This window comes from Stappia sp. ABD4_338, assembly GCF_056312175.1.
Map to the genome: position 1 here is coordinate 1,035,001 of NZ_CM149982.1, position 20,547 is coordinate 1,055,547.

The following is a 20,547-nucleotide window of genomic DNA, read 5'->3' on the forward strand; positions in this document are numbered from 1 at the left end:
GCGGGGTGGTGTGATTCCGGCAGGCATTGTGACCCGGATCCGGCTGCCCTGAAAGGCGGAGGGCTGTTCGCTATTCTGCCTAAATTGACGCCTTGCCTGTTCTTGCGGCAAGTGGTCTTCTTCGGCGGACCAGTTTCACGCCCGCCTTACACAGGATACACGACATGCTTGCCCATCAGGTTGCGGTGCTTGCCGGCCTCACCGCCCTCATCATGATCAGCCCCGGCCCGGACATGATCATCGTGCTGCGCAACACGCTGCTGCACGGACGCGGCGCCGGCCTGCTGACCTCGCTCGGCGTCCTTGCCGGAAACCTGGTGCATATCGGCTATTGCGCCGTGGGCGTGGGCTTCCTGATCTCGCAAAGCATCCTGGCGTTCTCGATCCTGAAGTATCTGGCCGCCGCCTACCTGCTGTATCTGGGCGTCATGAGCATTCGCAATGCCGGCGGACGGCTCTCGCTCGACCTTGCGGCGAAGACCCGCACGAGCCGGCGCTCCGCCTGGACGCAGGGGTTCCTCAACAACATCCTGAATCCGAAGGGGACGCTGTTCTACCTCGGCGTCTTCACCATGATCGTCACGCCGCAGACCGCCGCGGCTGGCGTCGCGGTGCTGGTGGCGACAACGATCTCGGTCAGCGCGGCGTTCTGGGTGGTCTTCGTGATGACGCTGGACGCGGCGCCGGTGCGCCGGGTGCTGGAGGGCGCGCAGGCGATGGTCTCGCGCGTGCTCGGCGGCGTGCTCATCCTGCTCGGGCTGCGCATCGCGGTCGCCGACCGGTAACCGCGCCGTTCGTTCCCTCAGCTTTCGCGAAGGGGCAGGGCGACGGTCTGCTTGACGGTGTTGACGACGATGCGCGACTGGACGTCCGAGACCATGGCATTGTCGAGCAGCTTCAGGCGCAGGAAGTCGTCATACGCCTTTATGTCGCTGGCCACGACCTTGATCAGATAGTCGACGGCGCCGGTGATGCGTTCGCAGATCACCACCTCGGGCCAGCGATAGACGAGCTTGTCGAAGGTCTCCATGTTCTCGCGGCTGGGCACCGCGAGTTTCACGAAGGCATAGGCGACGAAGCCGAGGCCCACCGCCTCGCTGTCGACGACCGCCACCGTCTGGCGGATCACGCCGCTCTCCTTCAGCTTCTTGATCCGGCGCCAGCACGGCGTCTGGCTCATGCCCGCCTCGCGGGCAACCTCCGCGATGGACAGCGAGGCGTCGCGCTGCAGGATCTTCAGCACGCGGATGTCGGATGGGTCGAGGAGAGTTTTTTCGCTCATGAGCGTGTCATAGGAAATTTCCTCGCCGATTGCAGCGGAAATTTCGTGTTCCGAACGGAAAACGCCAGAGCAGCGGAAGGACTTCGAGGAGGGCGGTCAGGGCCGTTCGCCGAAGTGCTGCGACCAGGTGGGCAGCGTATCGCCGGGGGCGGGTGTCGCCGCGTGAACGGCGCGGGCGATCGCGCGGCTCATCACGGCCGCGGCCAGCGCGCCGGCCTCGATCGTTTCGGCCATCTCCTCGCGCAGGGGGACGCGTCCGGTGGACAGGGCGAAGACCAGATCCCCGTCGAGGGCCGTGTGCGAGGGCCAGAGCGCGCGCGCATAGCCGTCGTGGGTCATGATCGCGAGCCGCTTGAGAGCTGCCTTGTCGAGGGCAAGGTCGGTCGCGACGATGCCGATGGTCGTGTTCGCGCCGGGCCTTGCGGCATTGAACTTGGTGCGTATCGCGTCCGCCCCCGGCGGCGCTTTGGAGGGGAGACCGAGGCCGCCGAACTCGCCGTCGCGCTCGAAGGGCGCGGCCCAGAAATGGGGCGTGTCCCCCATGGTCGCGGAGCCGAGTGCGTTGACGGCGACCAGCGCGCCGATCACGGCACCGTTCGCGAGCCTTGCGGAGGCGGAGCCGAGGCCGCCCTTGAAGGTCGCCGTGGTGGCGCCCGTTCCCGCTCCCGACGTGCCGAGCGCAAACGTCTCGCCGGCTGAGGCGAGTGCCTCGCGGCCGAGGGTCGCATATGGATTGGTCTCGCCCCAGTCCTTGTCACCGCCGTTCAGCAGATCGAAGAGGATCGCGGCGGGCACAAGCGGCACGCGCGCGGGCCCGATTGCGAAGCCGCGCCCCATGGCGGCAAGGCCCGCCTGGACACCGGAGGCGGCGTCGAGACCAAAGGCGGAACCGCCGGAAAGCACCAGCGCATCAACCTGCCCGGCGGTGTATTCCGGCTCCAGCAGCGTGGTGTCGCGTGTGCCCGGCGCCCCGCCGAGGATGGAAACGGAGGCGGTGGCCGCTTCGTCGGGCACCAGCACGGTGACGCCGGACTTCAGCCGGTCGTCCTGTGCGTTGCCGACCTTCAGGCCGGGAACGTCGGTGATGAGATTGCGCAAGGAAGGCTCCCGGGCGGTGCGGCCTTGCGGCCGTCTCAGATGCGGTGGTAGGCGCGGTCGAGGTAGATCAGGGCCGGACCCCGGTCGCCGAGCGTGAGCGCGACGACCTCGCCGAAGATGACGGAATGCGTCCCCACTTCCGTGACCTCGGTGACGCGGCAGTCCAGCGCCACGCGGGCATTCGCCAGCATTGGCGCGCCGGTAAGCGCCGCGTTCCACTCGGCGAGGGCGAAGCGGTCGTCGAAACCGAGATCGCCCTTTCCCGCGAAGGCGTCGGACAGGGCCTCGGCATGCGCGGGTAGGGTGTTGATGGCGAAGACGCCGTTTTCCTTGATGGCGGTGTTGATCCGCGCGCGCCTGTTCACGCAGACCAGGATCGAGGGTGGGGTATCTGAAACGGATGTGACGGCGGAAACGGTCGTGCCGCAGCGCCCGCCCGCCCCATCGGTCGTGGCGATGTGGACGGCGGCGCCGAGACGGCTCATGGCCTCGCGAAAGGCGAGCGAGTCAATGCCGTCGGTCGGTTCTGCCTGTCGCGTGGGGCCGTTCGTCATCGTCATCCTTCCGCGCCCGGTCTCCCGCCCGGCAGGGCGGTCCGGTGGTGTCCTGTCATGGGTTTAGGCTATTGCGCGGCGGTTTCAATTCCCTTTCGCCGGCTGGGGAGAGCGGTCGGGGCCTCTTTCGCGATTCCCTTTCGGGCCCTGCATAAACCTTAACAGAAGATTTCCGGCGGGCCCGCATTCAGCTTTTGCAAACCATGCCCTACTCTCGGCGGCGTTGGTCTCGACGAAACCTTGAAGAGGGATCGGGATGCAGAAAGTGGTCTGGGGAATGGTCGCCATCTATCTGGCGATCGGGCTGGCTTTATGGAGCAACAAGGCGTTCGCGGCACCCGAGCTCGTACGCTTCGCCGACCAGCGTTTCGCGCCTGGCACGATCGTGGTGAAGAACCGCGAACGCAGCCTCTATCTCGTCCATCGCGGCGGTACCGCGCTGCGCTACCAGGTGGCGGTGGGCAAGCGCGGCAAGGCGTGGACCGGGCAGACCTACATCACCGGAATGCATGTGCGCCCCGCGTGGTCGCCGCCCGCCGAGGTGAAGCGTGACCTGCCGCATCTGCCGGTCGTGATCGCGGGCGGCGCGCCGAACAATCCCATGGGCGTGGCGGCCATGACGCTGGCAGGCGGCGAATATGCCATTCACGGCACCAACCGTCCGGGCCTGATCGGCCGCGCCGTCTCCTACGGCTGCATTCGCATGCGCAACGCCGACATTGCCGATCTCTTCGCCCGTGTCGGGGTCAACACGCGCGTCATCGCGGTAAACTGAGACGCAAGCGCGCTCAGCCGGCTGCCCTGAGCCAGCGGCGCGGGTCGGTTTCAAGGGCGCGCGGGCCGTCCGCCCTCGCCAGGGCCTTGCACAGGTCCTCCACCGCGTCGAGCGAGTGAACGGCGCGGAACTCGTCCACATGAGGCAGCAGCGCCCGCACGCCCTTGGCACGCGCCTCGAATCCCTCGAAGCGAAGCAGCGGGTTGAGCCAGATCAGCCGGCGGCAGGAGCGGTGCAGCCTGTCGACCTCGCGCGCCAGGTCCTCGTCCGTGTCGCGCTCCAGTCCGTCCGTGACGAGCAGGACGATCGGGTTGCCGGAAAGCACGCGGCGAGACCACTGCCTGTTGAAGGCGGCGAGCGCCGTCGCGATGCGGGTGCCGCCGGACCAGTCCTCCACCCCTTGCGTACAGGCCATGAGCGCCTCGTCGGGATCCTTCATCCTGAGGCTGCGGGTCACATTGGTCAGGCGGGTGCCGAAGAGGAACGTGTGAACGTCGCGCCGTTCCTCCGTCAGGGTGTGCAGGAAATGGAGCAGGATGCGGGTGTATTGGCTCATGGAGCCGGAAATGTCGCAAAGCGCGACGATGGGCGGGCGCGTCTCGTCCGCACGCTTGCGCTTCAGGTCGATCATGTCGCCACCGGTGCGCAGCGAGGCCCGAAAGCTCCGGCGCAGGTCGATCTTTCCGCGCGGGGCGGCGACCAGACGGCGCCGGCGCACCGTGTCGAGCGGGAGCACCATGCGCCTGAGCGCGGCCTTGGCGGCCTGGATCTCTTCCGTGTTCATCTGCGCGAAGTCCTTGCGCTGCAGGACCTCCCGTCCGGAAGAGGTCATGCGGGCATCGACCTCCAGTTCCTCCTTTTCCTGCTCCTGCTGGCGCTGGCGCGTGGCCTGGAAAGCCTGGGCCACGCGTGTCTGTGCCGCCTTCGGGGGCTCCGGTGCGCCACGCGGCGGGGCGACGGGGGAAAGGATGGAGAGCAGCTTCTCCACCAGGCCGCGCGATTTCCAGTAGATGCGGAACGCTTCGTCGAACACCGCCCGGTGTTCGCGCTTGTGCACGAAGACGGCATGAAGCGTCCAGTAGAGGTCGTCGCGGTTGCGAATGCCGGCGACCTCGACCGCGCGCACCGCGTCGACCACGCTCGCGGGACCGACCGGGAGACCGGCACGTCGCAGGGTGCGGGCGAAATGGGCGATGTTCTCGGCAATGCGTCCGCGCGGAAGGTCCGGCGTGTCGCCCGTGGCGTCCGTCCTCACCACGGCGTGGCCTCGGCGGCCTCCGCCTTCTCCCGGTCGTTTTCCCTGCGGATGTCGTCGACGATGCGCCTGGCCTCGGAGCCGCGCACCCGCTCGATGTCGTCCTGGTACTTGAGCAGGACGCCCAGCGTGTCGGACACCATGTCCGGGTCGAGCGCGATCTCGTTGAGCTCGGTCAGTGCCGTCGCCCAGTCCAGTGTTTCGGCCACGCCCGGCTGCTTGAACAGCGTCTCGTCGGCCCGCAGCGCCTGCACGAAGGCGACGACCTCGCGCGCGAGGCGTTCGCCGGCTCCTGGAACCTTGCGTTCCACGATGGCGAGTTCGCGCGCGGCATCGGGATAGTCCACCCAGTGATAGAGGCAGCGGCGCTTGAGCGCGTCGTGGATCTCGCGGGTCCGGTTGGTGGTGATGATGACGATGGGAGGCTCTTGTGCCCGGATCGTGCCGAGTTCGGGGATGGTCACCTGATAGTCGGACAGAACCTCGAGCAGGAAGGCCTCGAAGGCCTCGTCGGCGCGGTCGAGTTCATCGATCAGGAAGACCGGAGGACTGGACAGCGAGGGTTCGAGCGCCTGCAGCACCGGGCGCTTGATGAGAAAGCGTTCGGCGAAGATGGACTTGGACAGGTCGGCGTGGTCGGTGTCTCCGGCTGCCTCCGACACCCGGATCTCGACCATCTGCGCGGCGTAGTTCCACTCATAGACGGCGGAGGAGACGTCCAGTCCCTCGTAGCACTGAAGGCGGATGAGGTCGCGTCCAAGCGCCGAGGCGAGCACCTTGGCGATCTCGGTCTTGCCGACGCCGGCCTCGCCCTCGAGGAACAGCGGCCGCCCGAGCTTCAGCGCGAGAAACAGGACGGTGGCGAGCGAACGGTCGCCGACGTACCCCTGTCCGTCGAGCAGGGCGAGGGTGTCGTCGATGGAGGCGGGCAACTGCGTCGCGGTCATGTCGGGTCTCGGGGCTCCTGGATGGGAAGCGGGCCTTGTGGTTCGGCCGTGATGGTAGGAGCCGTCGGGACGGCGGACAAGGCGCGACCCGTCGCACACCCGCACGACCTTGCCGGATCATATAGGCCGGGAGCGCGTTTTGGCAGGTGGCGTCAGTTGCTTGCCGTGGTTTCCGTCTCTCCGCCACCGAGGGCGAGGCGGCGTTCCATGCGGTGCATTTCAACCAGGGCGGCGGCCTTGTCGCACATGAGGTCGGTGTAGATGCCGTAGAGCTCTTCCGCCTTCAGGTCGCAGTAGAAGGAATAGGCCTCGCCGTCGATGCCGCGCTCGGTCAGTTCCCGGTAGAAGCGCACACAGTAGCTGTCCGTGCGGAAGCGCCCGGCGGTGGTGTAGGCTGTCGAGCAATAGGCTTTCATTTCAAGAAGGTAGCCGCGCCGGTCCGTGTCCTCGTCCGCCTGTGCGGGGACGACCGGGATCAGGGCCAGAAACGCCAGACCAGACAGAACGGCGCGCGGAATGCGAAGGCTCGGCATCATCGGCAAGGCTCCCAGACTGAAAGAAGCTCGCGATTGTCATCGCTTCGTCACCAGAGTGTCATGAAAATGTAATGCGCACAATGTGCGCTTTTTGTGGGCGGGATTTGCGTGTCGCGTCAGCGATGTCGCCCATCCGGCAAGGCACCGGGCGGATGTTGCCAGCGTCGAATCATCCGCGTGTCCCGCGTCAGTCAGGCTGCTGGGTGCGTTGTTTGCCGGCTTTGTCAGCGCTCGCGGCAGAATGCTGCCAAGCGTTTGACCCAAAAGGAGGAACTTGCCGCGTTAACCCTTCATTAGGGATGTCGGGCGGAAACTTTCCGTAGGGGAGGGGTACGGAGGAACCGATATGACGGCATCGGATTTTTCGCGCCAGCTTGAAGGCTACGGGCTGTTGACGGCCCGCATTCTCTACCACCTTCCCGACCACCCGGCGCTTCTGCAGAGCTTTACGTGGCAGACGCTCGACAAGGCGCCGACCTTTCCCGAGTTACGCCGGTTTCTCGATTTCTGGCAACGCGACATCGAGGGGCGACTGCATTCGGTGAAGATCGCCCACCGCGATCTCATCGGGCCCGCCGACTGGCGCATTCTGGACTGCGCCTATCCGATCCACTGAGGCGGAGTGCGGGGGCGTTCAGCGCGGCGGCAGCGGCAGGCTGGCGCCGTCGCGCATGATCGCGCGGGCAAGCGGAGTGAAGTCCGATCCATCGCCTTCATGCAGCACGAAGCCGGGGAGCAGCCTCAGCGGCGCGCGGCTGGCGCGTATCGCGCGCACGATGATGCGTGTCGCTGGAGCATCGGGGCGCGGGCGCAGCGGCACGATGTCGACGGCGCCGAACCGGCGGGCGAGAACCGCGAGCACCTCGTCGAGCCCGTCGGCGCGGAAGATCAGCGTCAGCGTTCCGCCTTCCTTCAGCACGTCCGTGATCGTGCGGGCCCAGGGCTCCAGGCCGCGCGCGTCGAGCACATGGGCGCCGGCCCTGGAGGTTTCGGGCGAGGCGCGAAAGCGCGCGTCGGGATAGTAGGGCGGGTTGCAGATCACATGGTCGGCGAGACCCGGCGTCAGGCCGGCGGCGTGGCGCTCGCGTCCCGGTCCCGTGATGTCGGCCTCAAGGCGCGCGACCCTGTCGGCGAAATGGCCGTTTTCCGGCAGGTCCAGAGCATCGGCGGCAAGCGCGAGGGCGCGGGTGTCGCGGTCGACGAGCGAAACGGTGACGCCGGGAACGCGGGCCGCGAGGCAGAAACCGGCCGCACCCGACCCGCTGCCGAGGTCCAGGACATGGCCTGTTGTTGACGGATCGACCGCGGCCGCCAGATAGACAGCGTCGAGCCCGGCGCGGTGGCCGGTGCCGCGCGCCGGCTGGAGCAACTGGACGAGGCCGCCCAGGAAGGCGTCGCGGGTCGCGTTCGCGGCCTGTCCGGCGGACGCGTCGCTCATGCGGGCGTGCCGTCCGCGTTCAGGCCGGCGGCCTTCAGGCAGGCGGGATCGATCTCGTGCGCCAGGTCCGCGTCGCGCAGCAGCCGAACGGCCGCCAGGCTCTCGTCCTCCGGAATCATCACCCGGCGCGGAATGATGCCGAGCGTGCCCTCGACGACGCTCATGTTGCCGTCGAGAACCATGTGGCGGATGCCGGACTCGTCCAGAAGCGCCTCGATGAAGGAGATCAGCACCGCATCGTTGGTGCGCAGCAGGGGAACCATGGTCGGTCGGTCTCCGTAAAATGGTGGCCGGTGCCGGTCGTTGGGTGCGACACAGCGTTCATTCAGGGCGAACGCGGGCGGATTTCCGCCATCTAGATGTGTTTGCGCCCCGCTGTCGAGCGAAAGACGACTTGCCGGACAAGGGGGGCGGACCTATTGTCCCGCCGGTGAACAATGAGGAAGGTGTCGACAGTGGGCGTGGTGGTTCCCTTGCGCGAAACCCGGACCGAACCGGCGAGCATCCAGAATCTGGTGGAGCTCACCGCGGAAGGGATGCAGGCCGTCAACCAGGTGATCCTGGACAAGGCGGGCTCGAATGTCGATCTCATCCCGGAGATCGCCAATCATCTGATCTCGTCCGGCGGCAAGCGGCTCCGTCCGATGCTGACGCTGGCGATGGCCGATCTCTTCGGCTATCGCGGCACGGGCCACGTCGGCCTCGCGGCCAGCGTCGAGTTCATGCACACCGCGACGCTGCTGCATGATGACGTGGTCGACGAGAGCGACATGCGTCGCGGCAAGCTCGCCGCGCGCAAGCTCTGGGGCAACCAGGCGAGCGTTCTGGTCGGCGACTACCTGCTCGGCCAAGCCTTCAAGATGATGGTCGACGTGGGCTCGCTCGAGGCGCTGAACATCCTTTCGTCCGCCTCCGCCGTGATCGCCGAAGGCGAGGTGATGCAGCTCGGCGCGGCGCAGAATCTCGCCACCGACGAGAGCCGCTACATGCAGGTGATCGAGGCCAAGACGGCGGCGCTGTTCGCGGCGGCCGCCGAGGTCGGGCCGGTGGTCGCGGATGTCGAGGGCGCGGGCCGAAAGGCCGCCCGCGACTACGGAATGGCGCTGGGCCTGGCGTTCCAGCTCGTCGACGATGCGCTCGACTACGGCGGTTCGGCCGCGGATCTCGGCAAGGACACGGGCGACGACCTGCGCGAAGGCAAGGTCACGCTGCCGGTGATCCTGGCGATCAAGCGCGGCAAGCCGGAAGACCGGGCGTTCTGGACCCGATGCCTCGAGGAGCGCGACGTGCGCGACGGCGATCTGGCGACCGCGATCCGCATCATGGACGAAACCGATGCGCTGGCCGACACGGTGACGCGGGCGCGCGATTTCGGTGCGCAGGCGCTACAGGCGCTCGATGCCTGCCCGGAAGGCCCCTTGCGCGACGCGCTCGGCGAGGCCGTCGAATTCTGCATCGCGCGTGTGAGCTGAAGGCAATTTTCGGCGCAATTCTTCGAAGAATTGCGCGAAACTTTTGTCGGATTGAGCAAAAAGGGCCGCCTTCGGGCGGCCCTTGTCGTTTGAGGGAGGCTTGCGCGGTCAGCCCATCCGCTCGGAGGCGAAGCTGCCCGGGCTCGCGGGGAAAACCACCGTCTTGTTGCCGTTCAGAAACACGCGGCGATGGATGTGGGCATGGATCGCACGAGCGAGCACCTGGCTCTCCACGTCACGGCCGAGGGAGATGTAATCCTCGGGCGACTGGGCATGGGTTACCCTGACCGTGTCCTGCTCGATGATCGGTCCCTCGTCGAGGTCCGTGGTGACGTAGTGGGACGTGGCGCCGATCAGCTTCACGCCGCGTTCGAACGCCTGCTTGTAGGGATTGGCGCCCTTGAAGCTCGGCAGGAACGAGTGGTGGATGTTGATGATGCGGCCCGACATGGTGGCGCACATCTCCTCCGACAGGACCTGCATATAGCGCGCCAGCACGATCAGCTCCGCGCCGGTCTCCTCGATGATGGCCATCTGCCGGGCCTCGGCCTCGACCTTGTTGGCCTTTGTGACCTTGATGTAGTGGAAGGGGATGTCGTGGTTCACGACGACCTTCTGGTACTCGAGGTGGTTCGAGATCACGCCGACGATGTCGATGGGCAGCGCGCCGATGCGCCAGCGGTAGAGCAGGTCGTTCAGGCAGTGGCCGAAGCGCGAGACCATGACCAGGACCTTCATCCGCGCCTTCTCGTCGAAGAACGTGTAGTCCATGTCGAGGCTTCTGGCCTTGTCGGCGAACCCGTCCTGGAGGGCGTCGAGCGTGGCTCCGGTCTCGGAGTTGAAGCTGACGCGCATGAAGAAGCGGCCCGTCTCCTTGTCGTCGAACTGGGCGGCGTCGGTGATGTTGCAGCCGTTGTCGGCCAGGTAGGACGAAATCGCGGCGACGATCCCGCGCCGGGAGGCGCAGGTGACGGTGAGGGCGAAGGCGGTCATCGACGGTATCCCCGTTTCGCAAGTGGCGGCACGAACGGGCGGAGCCCGGCCGGTACGGTCCGGACCCGGGTCCGAACGGCTTGCAAGTGTTGGCATTCGTCGCTGGCCGTACCACCGGGAAAAGCGGCGCGAAACAGAAAAAAACCGACTTGGGGCGCGCAAAATTCCCCGGCAATCGCGAAAACGCAGCGGCTTCCCCGGTTCCCGGGGGCCACTCCCTAGGTCGCGGGCGCTTCGACCGGCGCGACTTCGGCCGCCTCGATCCACCAGCCCGGGCGGGCGATGGCAAGGCGGTTCGCGACGGCACGCGCGCCCGCAAGGTCTTCCAGGATCGCGAAGCAGGTCGCGCCGGATCCGGACATGCGTGCCAGCAGGACGCCGTCCTGGTCGCGAAGGGCGGCGAGCACGCCTTCGATCTGCGGGCAGACGACGATCGCCGGGGCCTCCAGGTCGTTGCGGGTGGCGGCGAGCCAGCCGGTCAGCGCGTCGAGCGTGGCAAGGCCCGTGCCGGGAAGCGGCGGCAGGGGCGGGTTGTCGCGCCGCGAGAGCGCGCGAAAGACGGCGGGGGTCGCCACCGGAACGCCCGGATTGACCAGAACGAGCGCGTGGCCGGGAAGTGCTGCAAGGGGGCTGACCGCCTCGCCGATGCCCGAGACCAGCGCCGGACGCCCCTCCAGGCACATGGGCACGTCGGCGCCAAGCGTTTCGGCGATCCCGCCCAGTTCGGCAGGCGTGAGGCGCCCCGGGAACGCCTGGTCCAGCAGGGTGAGGGCGGCGGCCGCATCCGCCGAGCCGCCACCGATGCCGGAGGCGACGGGAAGGGTCTTGTCGAGATGAAAGGAAAGCGCGGGCGCATCGTCCTCGCTCGCCCGGGACAGAAAGGCCCGGGCCGCGCGCAGGACCAGATTGTCGGCGGTGCCGGCGCCATCGAGCCCTTCGGCGAAGGGCCCGGATACGCAAAGGCCGGCCCCGCTGCCGTCCGGCGGCGTTCCGGCTTCCGGGCCACCGGTTTCCAGTGTCAGCCGGTCGCCGACCTGCGGGAAGGCGACGAGGCTTTCCAGAAGATGGTAGCCGTCATTTCGCTGCCCGGTGACATGAAGGGCGTAGTTCACCTTGGCGCGTGCAAGCATGGTGCGCGCGGCGCCATGCGCCGGCGCGGCCGTCATGCGGGGCACGGCTCTCAGCCGCCGTTCTTGTCCGAGCCGGCCTGCGCGGCGGGCATCTCGGGCGTTTCGCGCAAGCCGTTCTCGATCTTCTTCAGGATCTTGGGCAGTTCGTCGGGCTCGGGGCCGAGGTCGCGGGCGTGATTCCACTGGAAGCGGGCCTCGATCGTGCGACCGACCTTCCAGTAGGCGTCTCCCAGGTGATCGTTGATGACCGGATCCTCGGGACGCAGCTCCACGGCACGCTCAAGCTGTTCTGTCGCTTCCTCGTAGCGGCCAAGGCGGTAGTAGGCCCAGCCCAGGCTGTCGACGATGTAACCGTCACGCGGACGCAGCTCGACCGCCTTGCGGATCATGTCCAGCGCCTCGGGCAGCTTGAGCCCCTGGTCGACGAGGGAATAGCCGAGATAGTTGAGCGTGAGCGGCTGTTCGGGAGACAGCTCCAGCGCCTTGCGAAGGTCCGCCTCGGCCGGTCCCCATTTCTTCTGACGTTCCCGGCAGATGCCGCGATAGTAGAAGATCGTCCAGTCCTTCTCCTCCGGCTCCGACAGGGTGTCGATGCCGGCGGAATAGGCGGCCTCGCAGTCGGGGAAGAGCTTGCGCGCGCGAAGCACGTTGCCGAGCGCGATCACCGCCTCGAGATCGGAAGGATCCTCGTCCACCAGGGCCTGCAGGTGCAGGCGGGACTGCTCCAGATTGTCGAGGGCGTTGTAGTTGAGCCCGATCTGGATCTCGGCATCGCGCTTGAGCGGAGAGGCCGGGTCGATCTTCCCGAGCGTGGCGATGGAGCGCTCGAACTTGCCCAGGCGATCGAAGAGGCCGGCGAGCGCGACGGCGGCCACGTCGGCGCGCGGGTCGAGATCAAGCGCGAGCTGCAGGTAGACGGCGGCAAGCTCCTCGCCACCGTCGCGGCCGATGGCCGCGCCGAGGCCGTAGAGCACTTCCGCCGCGCCCGTGACCGGGCTGGCGGTGATCGGTCCGATGGGCTCTCCGCTCTCGATGAGCTTGCGCGTGGCCGACAGCACCGGGTGATCGGGCAGGATCTTGTCGTATTCGGCCAGGATCTTCAGCGCCTCGGCCGGCTGGCCGCCGGCGGCCAGCGCCCTGGCGTAGGCGTCTGTCACGCGCAACGCGCCCTGGTCGGCCGCGAAGGCGTCGGCGAAGCCCTGGATCGCAGCCTCGCGGCGGCCCGCGTGGTCCTGGATCAGGCCGGAATGATAGGTCACGAAGACCGTGTACCAGTCAGGTCCCTTGAGACGGGAGAGAATGTCGAGCGCGGCGTCGGTCTCGCCTTCAGCTTCCTTCGCCCAAGCGGCGGCAAGGCCACGGGTCAGGTCAGCAAGCGGTCCGCGTCCGGGGCCGGACAGAAGCTCGGCGGCGCGGGCCGGCTCCCCGAGCTTCAGGGCTTCGGCGCCAAGCGCGAGGTTGGCCAGGAAATGGTCCGGCTGCTCCTGCTTGAGGCGACGGGCGTATTCGAGCGCCTCGTCGAGATCGCCGTTGGCCAGCTTGAGCACGAAGGTGCGGTCGAGCAGGAAGGGGTTGCCCGGATCCTCGTCCAGCGCCTCGGCGAAGAAGGCGGCGGCATTGGCAAGATCGTTGGTCTGTCCGGCGAGACGGCCGGCCAGGTAACTGCCGCTCAGGGTGATGGGCAGGCCGTCCAGCGTGCCAAGTCCGAGGGGCTCGCTCGCCTGGGCCGCTGTTTCGGCCTGAACCGGCTGGGCAAGGACCGTGGCCATCGCCAGGGCCGCGAGCGTCATGCGGGTCGGGGCGGTCGAGGAGAGAAGGCGTCGCATCATGGGCGTGGACTTGCTGCCTCTTGCTTGCCCGCTGTCGCGGGGATCATGTCGTGTCGCCGTTGCGGTGCCGCACGCGATCGGCGACGGCCCGCGGCGGACGCGCGCATCGGCACACGTCCGGAAACCCGCAGCCCCAGGGCCGGCGAGTCAACGGCAGGATATGCGAACAAGGATGGCCTTTCTATGGTCGCCCCGCAAGCCGCGCCATCGGGTTGCCGGTGTCGCGGAAGCGCAGGAGAGGACTCGAAACCCCTTTGTTTCTCGCACTGCATCATTTAGAGCAGGACTCGTTTTCGGGGCGACCCGGACAGGCTGGCGCGCGAATGGCACGTGCGCGCCCCCGTCGCCTGGGCGCACGGGGAGGCCGCACGACGAAAAAGACGGCGCGTTGCCGCGTCTGCGGGAGAAGGGACAGGAACGCAATGACCAAATGGGTGTACGGGTTCGGCGATGGGCGCTCCGAGGGCGCCGCGGACATGAGGAACCTGCTGGGTGGCAAGGGCGCGAACCTTGCCGAGATGAGCAATCTCGGGCTTCCGGTCCCACCGGGCTTTACCATCACCACCGAGGTCTGCACCTGGTTCGAGACGCATGGCCAGAGCTACCCCGACGGGCTGGCCGGGCAGGTCGAGGCGGCCCTCTCCGAGGTCGGGCGCATCACCGGCCGGCGTTTCGGCGACACGGTCAACCCGCTGCTGGTTTCCGTGCGCTCCGGCGCGCGGGTCTCGATGCCGGGCATGATGGACACCGTCCTGAACCTCGGCCTCAACGACGCCACCGTGCCGGCGCTTGCCGAGGCGGCGGGCGATCCGCGCTTTGCCTACGACAGCTACCGCCGCTTCATCCAGATGTATTCCGACGTGGTGCTCGGCCTCGATCATCACGCCTTCGAGGAGATCCTCGAGGACTACAAGAACGAGCATGACCTGGCGCTCGACACCGACCTCACCGCCGAAGCGTGGCAGGAGGTGATCGCCGGCTACAAGAAGCTGGTGGAGGACGAACTCGGCAAGCCGTTCCCGCAGGACCCGGCCGAACAGCTCTGGGGCGCGATCGGTGCCGTCTTCCTGTCGTGGGAAAGCGCGCGCGCGGTGACCTACCGTCGCCTGCACGACATTCCCAACGACTGGGGCACGGCGGTCAACGTGCAGGCCATGGTGTTCGGCAACATGGGCCAGAGTTCCGCCACGGGCGTCGCCTTCACCCGCAATCCCTCCACCGGCGAGAAGGTGCTCTACGGCGAGTTCCTGATCAACGCGCAGGGCGAGGACGTGGTGGCCGGCATCCGCACGCCGCAGGACATCACCGAGGCCGCCCGCATTGCCGCCGGCTCCGACGCGCTCTCGCTGGAAAAGGCGATGCCGGAGGCCTTCGCCGAGTTCGTGGGGATCTGCGACAAGCTCGAGGCGCACTACCGCGACATGCAGGACCTCGAGTTCACCATCGAGCGCGGGCGGCTTTGGATGCTGCAGACGCGCTCGGGCAAGCGCACGGCCAAGGCCGCGCTCAAGATCGCCGTCGACATGGCCGACGAGGGGCTCATCACGCCCACCGAGGCCGTGATGCGCGTCGATCCGGCGGCGCTCGATCAGCTCCTGCATCCGATGATCGACCCGAAGGCGACCCGCGACATCCTGGGCACCGGCCTTCCGGCCTCGCCGGGGGCGGCCTCGGGCGAGATCGTGTTTTCCTCCGACGAGGCGGAAGAGGCGAAGAACGCCGGTCGCAAGGTCATCCTGGTGCGCGTCGAGACGAGCCCGGAAGACATTCACGGTATGCACGCGGCGGAAGGCATCCTGACGCTGCGCGGCGGCATGACCAGCCATGCCGCCGTCGTGGCGCGCGGCATGGGCAAGCCCTGTGTCTCGGGCGCCGGCGCGCTCAGGATCGATGCGCGTGCCGGAACGCTGTCGGTAGCGGGCCGCAAGCTCCAGCGCGGCGAGCGGATCACCATCGACGGCACCAGCGGGCAGGTGCTCGTGGGCGAGGTCGACATGCTCCAGCCGGAGATGTCGGGTGAGTTCGCGCGGTTGATGGAATGGGCCGACGCCGAGCGCCGCATGAAGGTGCGCACCAACGCCGAGACGCCGGCGGACGCGCGCGCCGCGCGCGGCTTCGGCGCGGAGGGCATCGGGCTCTGCCGCACCGAGCACATGTTCTTCGATGGCGAGCGCATCGTCGCGGTGCGCGAGATGATCCTCTCCGACAGCGAGGAGGGCCGGCGCGCCGCGCTCGCCAAGCTTCTGCCGATGCAGCGGGGCGACTTCACCGAGTTGTTCGAGATCATGCAGGGGCTTCCCGTCACGATCCGCCTGCTCGATCCGCCGCTGCACGAATTCCTGCCGCACACGGATGAGGAAATCGCCGAGGTGGCGGCCGTCATGGGTGTGGACGCGGAGCTGCTGCGCCAGCGGGCGCTGGAGCTGTCCGAGTTCAACCCGATGCTGGGTCATCGCGGCTGCCGTCTGCTGGTCTCCTACCCGGAGATCGCGGAAATGCAGGCGCGCGCCATCTTCGAGGGCGCGGTCGCTGCGGCCGCGAGCACCGGCGCGCCGGTGACGCCCGAGATCATGGTGCCGCTCGTCGGCGTCAAGGCGGAGCTCGACCTCGTGCGGGCGCGCATCGATGCCATGGCGAAGGCCGTCTCGCAGGAGGCGGGCGTCGCGATCGAGTATCAGGTCGGCACGATGATCGAGCTGCCGCGGGCCTGCCTGCGCGCCGGCGAGATCGCCGGGGCGGCGGAGTTCTTCTCCTTCGGAACCAACGATCTCACCCAGACCACCTTCGGCATCTCGCGCGACGATGCGGCCTCCTTCCTCGGCGCCTACCAGCGCCTGGGGGTGATCGAGCGCGATCCCTTCGTCTCCATCGACCAGGACGGCGTCGGGGAACTGGTGCGGATCGGCGCGGAGCGCGGCCGCGCGGCGCGGCCCGGCCTCAAGCTCGGCATCTGCGGCGAGCATGGCGGCGACCCGGCGTCCATCGCCTTCTGCGAGAGCGTCGGGCTCGACTATGTGTCCTGCTCGCCGTTCCGCGTACCCATCGCCCGGCTTGCCGCCGCCCAGTCGGCGCTGAAGGCGAAGTCCGCGTAAGCGGGGCGGGGAGCGGGGCATGGCGCGCCGGCCGGACAGCCTGGAGGCGTTGCGCAAGGGCGGCAAGGCGGCCCTTGCGCGGGCGCTTTCAGCCGTCGAGACCGATGCCGCCGACCCGGGACTGGACGTGCTTCTCGACGCCGCCTGCGCGGCGCCGGGGGGCCGTGTCCTGGGTCTGACCGGCCCGCCGGGCGTGGGCAAGTCCACGCTCACCAACGCCCTGATACGCCACTATCGCACACAGGGCGAGAGCGTCGGCGTCATCGCCGTCGATCCCTCCTCACAGCTCACCGGCGGGGCGCTGCTTGGCGACCGTACGCGGCTTGTCACCGATCCCGAGGACGATCGCGTCTTCGTGCGCTCCATGGCCGCGCGCGACCGGCTCGGCGGCCTTTCCGACCACGCGGTCGCGGCCATCGTGCTCATGCGCGCGGTGATGGACCGGGTGATCGTGGAGTCGGTGGGCGTCGGCCAGTCGGAGGGCGATGTCGCCCATGTGAGCGATGTGCTCGCGCTGTGCATCCAGCCGGGCTCCGGCGACAGCCTGCAGTTCATGAAGGCGGGGGTGATGGAGCTTCCCGACCTGGTCGTCGTCACCAAGGCCGACATGGGCGGCCTTGCGGCGCGCGCGCGGGCCGATGTCGCCGGCGCCCTGTCGCTGGCCCGTCCGCCGGATGCGCGGACGCTCCCCGAGGTGATCGCCGTTTCGGCCACGAGCGGGGAGGGGCTCGACGAGATGACGACGGCCTGCGACGCACTCTTCGCCCGTCTGGAGCGGGATGGCGGTCTTGCGGCGCTGCGTGCGCGCCAGGCGCGCCATCACGTGGCGGATGCGATCCGGGTGCGCTTCGGGCGCGTGAGCGCGGGGCTCGTGGACATGGATGCCGCGTTGGCGCGCGAGGGCGGACCCTTCTCGGCGGTCTCGGCACTCGACCGGGACCTTCGGGCGCGCCTTGGCGCCCAGGCGGACCAGCCTTAGGCGGACAGGCTGATCGAGGGGCGCGGCGCCGGGTCACCGGCGGCGAGGCGGCGCTCGGCGGCGGGAACCTCCGACGGCGGCACCGGGCGGCACAGGAAGTAGCCCTGCAGCCTGTCGCAGTTGGTCCGCTGGAGGATCGCCGCCTGCTGGCTTGTCTCGATGCCTTCCGCGACAACCTTCATGCCGAGTGCCTCGCCCAGGTCGATGATGGTCGACAGGATGGCATGGGCGTGCGGCGCCACGTCGAGATCGGCGATGAAGGAGCGGTCGATCTTCAGCGTGTCGAAGGGGAAGCGGCGCAGGTAGGACAGGCTCGAGTAACCGATGCCGAAATCGTCCAGCGCCACGCGCACGCCAAGCTCCTGGACACGGGTCAGCGTGTCGAGAATGCCGCTGTCGTCGTCGGCGAAGACGGTCTCGGTGACCTCGATCTCGAGCCGGGTCGGCTCGAACCCGGATTCGGCCAGCGTGTTGCGCACGTCGTCGATGAAGCGCGGGTGGCGGAACTGGGTCGGCGACACGTTGACCGCGACCCCGAGGTGCGGCCAGGCGGCCGCGTCGCGGCAGGCGCGGCGCAGGACGTAGAGCCCGAGGTCGTAGATGAGGCCGGTCTCCTCGGCGATGGGCACGAAGACCGCCGGGCTGACGGGGCCCATTTCCGGATCCGTCCAGCGCAGGAGCGCCTCCACGGACAGGACCTTGGCGCCGTCGATGGTGGTCTGCGGCTGGTAGACCAGGTCGAGACGGTTGTTGCGGATCGCCTCGCGAAGGCCGTGGGCGAGGTTCTCGCGCGTGCGCACGTGCTCTTCCATCGAGGCGTCGAAGAAGGCCCAGCGGCCACGTCCGGCCGACTTGGCCGAATAGAGCGCGATGTCGGCCTTTCGCAGCAGCTCGCCCATGGACAGGCTGTCATGGGGCGCGATCGCGGCACCGACGCTGAGGCTGATGTGCAGGTGGTTGCCGGCGACATACATGGGCACGGAAAACCGGTCCTGCATCCGCTTCAGCACCGCCTCGATGCGGGAGCGGTCGGCGGCGCCGGGAAGCAGCAGCGCGAACTCGTCGCCGCTGATGCGCGCGAGCGTCGCGTTGTCGGGCGCGAGCACCCGCAGGCGGCGGGCGGCCTCCCGGATCACCTCGTCGCCGGCGGCATGGCCCAGCGTGTCGTTGATGTCCTTGAAGTGGTCGAGATCGATGTAGATCACGCCCACCAGCCCCTTGCCCGAATGCCAGTCGCTCAGTTCGTCGCGGAAGCGGGCGGCGAAGAAGTCGCGGTTGGCGAGGCCGGTGAGGCTGTCGTGCAACGCCGCGTGCTGGGCGCGCGCCTCGCTTTCGGCCAGGCGGCGGGTGTTCTGGCGGGTATAGAACAGCACCAGGCCGGTCAGGCCGGCGATGGTGGTGGCCAGGAAGAACAGCATCGGGCTGACGCCGGCCAGGATCTGGGCTCCCGGGTTTTCCGACTGCCAGGTGAGAAAGCCGATGGTGCGCCCGCGCGGATCGGACAGCGCGAGACTTGCCGCGATCTCCTCGGCCGGCCGGTCATGCGACACGCGCAGGTCCTGCGTGCCGGAGCGCTCGGCGAGCGCGGCAAGGCGCACGGGATCGAGCTGCTTGATGCTGACAAGTACGGCGGGCGGCTGGCGTTCGGCCAGGAACTGCTTCAGCTCGGGGCTGATGGCGGTGACCGAGACGAAGGCGGGCCGTCCGTCCTTGAGCGTGAAGCCGGTCTCGTTGATCGAGCGGGTGAAGCCGGTGCGCGGGCGCTCCACCACGAACAGGCCCGACGGCAGGCGGCGGAAGGAATTGATGAAGCGGGCCCGCACGCGCGCGATCAGCGGCTTGATTTCCTCAAGCATCGGCTTGGCGAGCGCGGGATCGTGCTCGTTGCCGCGATTGAAATCATAGACGGGTTCGCCATCGACGCCGACGACCACGGTCTGGTCGTGACCGTGATTGGCCAGCATCCAGCGACCGATGTTGGTGTCGATCCAGGCGCGGTTCAGGGAATTGGGACGGGTGTAGAAGAAGGCCTGGTCCCAGACGGCCGTTCCTTCCTGCTCCTTGGCCAGAAGGTCGAGCTGAAGTTTTGCGCCGCCGCGCAGCAGATTGCGTTCGCTGTTCAGCGCGGCAATGTCGGCTGACTGCGATGTATAGGCGATGAGCACAACCGAGAACGCGATCGCGAGCATGACAAGACCCACGACCGGAAAAAGAATGGCATTTGCTAGCTTTGTTCCGGCAGTCTTGCGTGACGCGCCCATCGCAGCCTCATTTCCCCACACGCCGAACGGTTGCACAGCGAATTTAACAAAATCCGTCGAATATTGGTTAACCGGGACTGAAACCGGAGTCCCGCCCGTCGCCAATGCGAAAAGTGCCGGCTGCCGGCAATCCGGCACGCCTTGCAGGCAAGGTTCGCTACAGGAGTTGCAGGCCCCGGAAGCTCACATGACCGTCACGCCCCACGATGATGTGGTCGTGCAGGGCGATGCCGAGCGGCTTGGCGATTTCGGCGATCTGGTTGGTCATCTGGATGTCGGCGCGCGAGGGCGTCGGATCGCCTGACGGATGGTTGTGCACGAGAATGATGGCCGAGGCCGACAACTCCAGCGCGCGCTTCATCACCTCGCGCGGATAGACCGGCGTATGGTCGATGGTGCCGCGCTGCTGCACCTCGTCGGCGATCAGCGCGTTCTTCTTGTCGAGGAACAGGATGCGGAATTCCTCGCGGTCCGCATAGGCCATGGCCGCGCGCACGTAGTCGATCACCGAGGACCAGGAGGAGAGGACCTTGCGCTCGCGCAGCGGCGCACGCAGGAACCGTTCGGCCACCGCGCGGGCGAGCTTGAGTTCGTCCACGACCCGGTCGCCGACGCCGCGCACCTCCTTCAGCCGGGCGGGCGGCGCGGCCAGAACCTCGGCGAATGAGCCGAATCGCGCGATCAGCGCCTTGGCGATCGGCTTGGTGTCGGCCCGCTTGATGGGAGCGAAAAGCAGGAGTTCCAGGAGTTCGTAGTCCTGGAGGGCCTCATGTCCGGCCTCGCGAAACCGCTGGCGCAGACGGTCGCGATGACCGTGGAAATGGGGTGAGGGCGCGCTGGCGTCGGAAAATCCGTCGTCGCTCCCGCTCATGCATCCCCCCTTCGTTCCCGTGTGCTTCGCGTTCG

At 67.9% G+C, this 20,547-nt stretch carries 19 protein-coding genes; 6 read left to right on the top strand and 13 right to left on the bottom strand.

Annotated elements, in window-relative coordinates; all coding sequences use genetic code 11:
- Nucleotides 1–164 precede the first annotated feature (164 nt).
- Entirely contained in the window at nucleotides 165–785 is a 621-nt protein-coding gene (locus tag ACYX4S_RS04600) for a LysE family translocator (RefSeq protein WP_476362063.1), read from the top strand.
- Between the two features lie 17 nt (nucleotides 786–802).
- Here ACYX4S_RS04600 and ACYX4S_RS04605 read toward each other — a convergent pair whose 3' ends face one another.
- The 3 genes from ACYX4S_RS04605 to ACYX4S_RS04615 all read right to left on the bottom strand — a co-directional run bounded on the left by ACYX4S_RS04605 (nucleotide 803) and on the right by ACYX4S_RS04615 (nucleotide 2,934).
- A complete protein-coding gene (locus ACYX4S_RS04605; RefSeq protein WP_293719899.1) occupies nucleotides 803–1,282 on the bottom strand; it encodes an Lrp/AsnC family transcriptional regulator in 480 nt (159 codons plus the stop codon).
- 96 nt (nucleotides 1,283–1,378) lie between these two features.
- Complete coding sequence (locus ACYX4S_RS04610; RefSeq protein WP_476362064.1) at nucleotides 1,379–2,380, bottom strand: P1 family peptidase; 1,002 nt, start codon at nucleotides 2,378–2,380, stop codon at nucleotides 1,379–1,381.
- 35 nt (nucleotides 2,381–2,415) lie between these two features.
- Nucleotides 2,416–2,934, bottom strand: coding sequence for a flavin reductase family protein (locus tag ACYX4S_RS04615; RefSeq protein WP_293719902.1), 519 nt, complete (start codon nucleotides 2,932–2,934; stop codon nucleotides 2,416–2,418).
- Between the two features lie 256 nt (nucleotides 2,935–3,190).
- Here ACYX4S_RS04615 and ACYX4S_RS04620 point away from each other — a divergent pair, with 256 nt between their 5' ends.
- Nucleotides 3,191–3,709, top strand: coding sequence for a L,D-transpeptidase (locus ACYX4S_RS04620; RefSeq protein WP_476362065.1), 519 nt, complete (start codon nucleotides 3,191–3,193; stop codon nucleotides 3,707–3,709).
- 13 nt (nucleotides 3,710–3,722) lie between these two features.
- Here the strand turns inward: ACYX4S_RS04620 and ACYX4S_RS04625 are convergent, their stop codons facing one another.
- The 3 genes from ACYX4S_RS04625 to ACYX4S_RS04635 all read right to left on the bottom strand — a co-directional run bounded on the left by ACYX4S_RS04625 (nucleotide 3,723) and on the right by ACYX4S_RS04635 (nucleotide 6,447).
- A complete protein-coding gene (locus tag ACYX4S_RS04625) occupies nucleotides 3,723–4,967 on the bottom strand; it encodes a vWA domain-containing protein (RefSeq protein WP_476362066.1) in 1,245 nt (414 codons plus the stop codon).
- Nucleotides 4,961–5,911: an AAA family ATPase gene (locus tag ACYX4S_RS04630; protein WP_476362067.1), complete on the bottom strand. Its 951-nt coding sequence runs from the start codon at nucleotides 5,909–5,911 to the stop codon at nucleotides 4,961–4,963. The genes ACYX4S_RS04625 and ACYX4S_RS04630 overlap by 7 nt, the downstream gene beginning before the upstream one ends.
- Nucleotides 5,912–6,063: 152 nt before the next feature.
- Nucleotides 6,064–6,447 carry a hypothetical protein gene (locus tag ACYX4S_RS04635; RefSeq protein WP_476362068.1) on the bottom strand — a complete coding sequence of 128 codons (384 nt, stop codon included), beginning with the start codon at nucleotides 6,445–6,447 and terminating at the stop codon, nucleotides 6,064–6,066.
- Between the two features lie 346 nt (nucleotides 6,448–6,793).
- Here ACYX4S_RS04635 and ACYX4S_RS04640 point away from each other — a divergent pair, with 346 nt between their 5' ends.
- Nucleotides 6,794–7,063 (top strand): usg protein, encoded by a 270-nt coding sequence (locus ACYX4S_RS04640; protein WP_476362069.1) that lies wholly within the window; start codon nucleotides 6,794–6,796, stop codon nucleotides 7,061–7,063.
- A gap of 18 nt (nucleotides 7,064–7,081) precedes the next feature.
- On the opposite strand, the gene ACYX4S_RS04645 is transcribed toward ACYX4S_RS04640, so the two are convergent.
- Together ACYX4S_RS04645 and ACYX4S_RS04650 are read right to left on the bottom strand one after the other, a co-directional pair.
- Nucleotides 7,082–7,885 (bottom strand): tRNA1(Val) (adenine(37)-N6)-methyltransferase, encoded by an 804-nt coding sequence (locus ACYX4S_RS04645; protein ID WP_476362070.1) that lies wholly within the window; start codon nucleotides 7,883–7,885, stop codon nucleotides 7,082–7,084.
- Nucleotides 7,882–8,148, bottom strand: a complete 267-nt coding sequence (locus ACYX4S_RS04650; RefSeq protein ID WP_293719912.1) for a putative signal transducing protein — start codon at nucleotides 8,146–8,148, stop codon at nucleotides 7,882–7,884. The genes ACYX4S_RS04645 and ACYX4S_RS04650 overlap by 4 nt, the downstream gene beginning before the upstream one ends.
- A 192-nt stretch (nucleotides 8,149–8,340) precedes the next feature.
- Between ACYX4S_RS04650 and ACYX4S_RS04655 the strand changes: the two genes are divergently transcribed.
- Complete coding sequence (locus tag ACYX4S_RS04655; RefSeq protein WP_476362817.1) at nucleotides 8,341–9,357, top strand: polyprenyl synthetase family protein; 1,017 nt, start codon at nucleotides 8,341–8,343, stop codon at nucleotides 9,355–9,357.
- Nucleotides 9,358–9,465: 108 nt separating this feature from the next.
- Here ACYX4S_RS04655 and purU read toward each other — a convergent pair whose 3' ends face one another.
- From purU to ACYX4S_RS04670, 3 genes are all read right to left on the bottom strand, one after another.
- A complete protein-coding gene (purU, locus tag ACYX4S_RS04660; RefSeq protein ID WP_293719914.1) occupies nucleotides 9,466–10,350 on the bottom strand; it encodes a formyltetrahydrofolate deformylase in 885 nt (294 codons plus the stop codon).
- 218 nt (nucleotides 10,351–10,568) lie between these two features.
- On the bottom strand, nucleotides 10,569–11,516 hold the full coding sequence (locus tag ACYX4S_RS04665) for a 4-(cytidine 5'-diphospho)-2-C-methyl-D-erythritol kinase (RefSeq protein ID WP_476362071.1): 948 nt from the start codon (nucleotides 11,514–11,516) through the stop codon (nucleotides 10,569–10,571).
- A gap of 14 nt (nucleotides 11,517–11,530) precedes the next feature.
- Nucleotides 11,531–13,309, bottom strand: a complete 1,779-nt coding sequence (locus ACYX4S_RS04670) for a tetratricopeptide repeat protein (protein ID WP_476362072.1) — start codon at nucleotides 13,307–13,309, stop codon at nucleotides 11,531–11,533.
- Between the two features lie 422 nt (nucleotides 13,310–13,731).
- Between ACYX4S_RS04670 and ppdK the strand changes: the two genes are divergently transcribed.
- Both ppdK and ACYX4S_RS04680 read left to right on the top strand, forming a co-directional pair.
- Nucleotides 13,732–16,401, top strand: coding sequence for a pyruvate, phosphate dikinase (gene ppdK / locus ACYX4S_RS04675; RefSeq protein WP_476362073.1), 2,670 nt, complete (start codon nucleotides 13,732–13,734; stop codon nucleotides 16,399–16,401).
- Nucleotides 16,402–16,420: 19 nt separating this feature from the next.
- Nucleotides 16,421–17,380 carry an ArgK/MeaB family GTPase gene (locus tag ACYX4S_RS04680; RefSeq protein WP_476362074.1) on the top strand — a complete coding sequence of 320 codons (960 nt, stop codon included), beginning with the start codon at nucleotides 16,421–16,423 and terminating at the stop codon, nucleotides 17,378–17,380.
- Here the strand turns inward: ACYX4S_RS04680 and ACYX4S_RS04685 are convergent.
- Together ACYX4S_RS04685 and radC are read right to left on the bottom strand one after the other, a co-directional pair.
- On the bottom strand, nucleotides 17,377–19,569 hold the full coding sequence (locus ACYX4S_RS04685) for a bifunctional diguanylate cyclase/phosphodiesterase (protein WP_476362075.1): 2,193 nt from the start codon (nucleotides 19,567–19,569) through the stop codon (nucleotides 17,377–17,379). The genes ACYX4S_RS04680 and ACYX4S_RS04685 overlap by 4 nt on opposite strands.
- Nucleotides 19,570–19,798: 229 nt before the next feature.
- Nucleotides 19,799–20,512 carry a RadC family protein gene (radC, locus tag ACYX4S_RS04690; RefSeq protein ID WP_422069311.1) on the bottom strand — a complete coding sequence of 238 codons (714 nt, stop codon included), beginning with the start codon at nucleotides 20,510–20,512 and terminating at the stop codon, nucleotides 19,799–19,801.
- Nucleotides 20,513–20,547: the final 35 nt, after the last annotated feature.

Bases quoted from the DNA above. Each gene is read 5' to 3' on its own strand.
- ACYX4S_RS04600 (WP_476362063.1), top strand. From the start codon at position 165: ATGCTTGCCCATCAGGTTGCGGTGCTTGCCGGCCTCACCGCCCTCATC.
- ACYX4S_RS04605 (WP_293719899.1), bottom strand. From the start codon at position 1,282: ATGAGCGAAAAAACTCTCCTCGACCCATCCGACATCCGCGTGCTGAAG.
- ACYX4S_RS04615 (WP_293719902.1), bottom strand. From the start codon at position 2,934: ATGACGAACGGCCCCACGCGACAGGCAGAACCGACCGACGGCATTGAC.
- ACYX4S_RS04620 (WP_476362065.1), top strand. From the start codon at position 3,191: ATGCAGAAAGTGGTCTGGGGAATGGTCGCCATCTATCTGGCGATCGGG.
- ACYX4S_RS04630 (WP_476362067.1), bottom strand. From the start codon at position 5,911: ATGACCGCGACGCAGTTGCCCGCCTCCATCGACGACACCCTCGCCCTG.
- ACYX4S_RS04635 (WP_476362068.1), bottom strand. From the start codon at position 6,447: ATGATGCCGAGCCTTCGCATTCCGCGCGCCGTTCTGTCTGGTCTGGCG.
- ACYX4S_RS04640 (WP_476362069.1), top strand. From the start codon at position 6,794: ATGACGGCATCGGATTTTTCGCGCCAGCTTGAAGGCTACGGGCTGTTG.
- ACYX4S_RS04645 (WP_476362070.1), bottom strand. From the start codon at position 7,885: ATGAGCGACGCGTCCGCCGGACAGGCCGCGAACGCGACCCGCGACGCC.
- ACYX4S_RS04650 (WP_293719912.1), bottom strand. From the start codon at position 8,148: ATGGTTCCCCTGCTGCGCACCAACGATGCGGTGCTGATCTCCTTCATC.
- purU (WP_293719914.1), bottom strand. From the start codon at position 10,350: ATGACCGCCTTCGCCCTCACCGTCACCTGCGCCTCCCGGCGCGGGATC.
- ACYX4S_RS04665 (WP_476362071.1), bottom strand. From the start codon at position 11,516: ATGACGGCCGCGCCGGCGCATGGCGCCGCGCGCACCATGCTTGCACGC.
- ACYX4S_RS04670 (WP_476362072.1), bottom strand. From the start codon at position 13,309: ATGATGCGACGCCTTCTCTCCTCGACCGCCCCGACCCGCATGACGCTC.
- ppdK (WP_476362073.1), top strand. From the start codon at position 13,732: ATGACCAAATGGGTGTACGGGTTCGGCGATGGGCGCTCCGAGGGCGCC.
- ACYX4S_RS04680 (WP_476362074.1), top strand. From the start codon at position 16,421: ATGGCGCGCCGGCCGGACAGCCTGGAGGCGTTGCGCAAGGGCGGCAAG.
- ACYX4S_RS04685 (WP_476362075.1), bottom strand. From the start codon at position 19,569: ATGCTCGCGATCGCGTTCTCGGTTGTGCTCATCGCCTATACATCGCAG.
- radC (WP_422069311.1), bottom strand. From the start codon at position 20,512: ATGAGCGGGAGCGACGACGGATTTTCCGACGCCAGCGCGCCCTCACCC.